This window comes from Microcoleus sp. Pol12B5 (assembly GCF_036701335.1).
In the GTDB taxonomy this organism is placed as follows: Bacteria; Cyanobacteriota; Cyanobacteriia; order Cyanobacteriales; family Microcoleaceae; genus Microcoleus.
Genome location: NZ_JAUBQQ010000158.1, coordinates 1 through 1,721, shown reverse-complemented (window position 1 = coordinate 1,721; position 1,721 = coordinate 1). Strand labels below are relative to the sequence as shown.

The window sequence follows — 1,721 nt, the reverse complement described above, 5'->3', positions numbered from 1 at the left end:
TTTTGTGTTTGTAAGGCAATGATCTATATATATATTGCCTTACAGATTTTTTTTTGCTCACTTTTTCAGTGCCATTGAGCTATAGATGATTGCATTCTATTTTGAGACATCTCTAATTGAACTTTCAGCTCGTAGACCTTGCCTTTTTCCAGAAGGGTTTTCGCTTGTTTCAGCATCGTCTTAGACAACTGTTGCGATCGCTCATAATTAGTGTTTATATATTCAGTTTCTGCTGCTTCCAGATGCAGGTTAAACGTCAGCTCATATTGACTCTCCCAGCTATCATCTACGAGTAGTCCTAAACCCACATTCAAATATTTGACGGCCGATTCATAAGCTGTGCCAGCTTTGGCTTTCTGTCCGGCGATCAGATTCAGTTCTGCCAACTCATATCTTTCTAACTCCAAAGTGATTAAATCCATTCCATAATTTAGTTGGTTAACCAGTGCAAAGATATTTTCTTTTCGTTCTTCAGGGGCTGTGGAATTCAGCAGTAGTTGACCAATTTTTAGGTGAGTTTCTTTTTTCTGATCGTCGGGTATCAGAGAATAAGACGCCTGTTGCACTCGATCGTGCAAAAACTTATAAATGACATCAAAGTGCTCGGTTGACTTTTGTGTAGATATTTCCGAGTCAAATAGCAGGGGGATTTTGTAGGAATTATTTAGCGGGATAACAAAACCAGCTTGTAGCGCTTCCCATAGATATCTTGCCGTCTCTGACTGAGATATTTTATTAGCAATTGCCAAAAATTCTAAACTGAATATGTCTCCTATACAAGCCGCTAATTTTAAGACATTCTGCGTCGGGGACGACAGCTTTTGAATTTGGCTAACCATCAATTCGACTACATTATCACTGATATCAATGCCTTGAAGCAGTTGGATATCCCACTGCCAGCAAACTTGATTGAAATCAAAGGATAGGAGTTTGTCTTGACAAAGGGATTTGAGCAGTTGAATTAAGAAGAAGGGATTCCCCTGGGTTTTCTGAAAAACTAACTCAGCCAGGGTCAAAACTTGGGAAATTTGACTGCGGAGGGTTTCACTCACTAACTGGTTGACATGAGATATATCCAAAGGTTGGAGAATAACATTATTTACTATCGCCCTGGTATTTTGAATTTGCTCTAAAGTATAAATTAAGGGATGAGTGGCACTGACTTCATTATCCCGATAAGCCCCAATTAATAGCAGATATTTACTATCTGGATCGGTCATTATTAGCTGGATAAGCTTGAGCGAAGCTGAATCAGCCCACTGCAAGTCATCCAAAAATATCACTAGGGGGTGTTCGGCTTTACTAAACACCTGTATAAATTTTTGAAACACTCGATTACATCGGTTTTGAGATTCAGTCGGTCCCAAAGTCGGAACCGCAGGCTGTGGATTAATAATCTTTTCTACTTCGGGAATAACATCAATAATAATTGACCCATTGGTACCAAGTGCTTCGAGAATTTTAGCTTTCCAAATTGCTATTTGAGCCGAATTTTCAGTTAGCAGTTGTCGCATCAATCCTTGAAATGCTTGAATTAAAGCAGCATAAGGAATATTCCGCTTAAATTGGTCAAACTTACCCGAAACAAAATACCCTCGTGCTCCGACTATAGGTTTATCAACTTCGTTAACTAAGGAAGATTTGCCGTAACCGTTCAGGGGGTGCGCCTGGGGCGCACCACCCTAAGAGGAGTTGTAAAGAATTTGGGGAGAAAGGCGGGC

Annotated in this window: 1 pseudogene; it reads right to left on the bottom strand. The window is 40.0% G+C overall.

Annotated elements, in window-relative coordinates:
* Positions 1-80: 80 nt before the first annotated feature.
* A pseudogene (locus QUA24_RS27170) lies at positions 81-1,655 on the bottom strand (ATP-binding protein); the annotation flags it as partial.
* Positions 1,656-1,721: the final 66 nt, after the last annotated feature.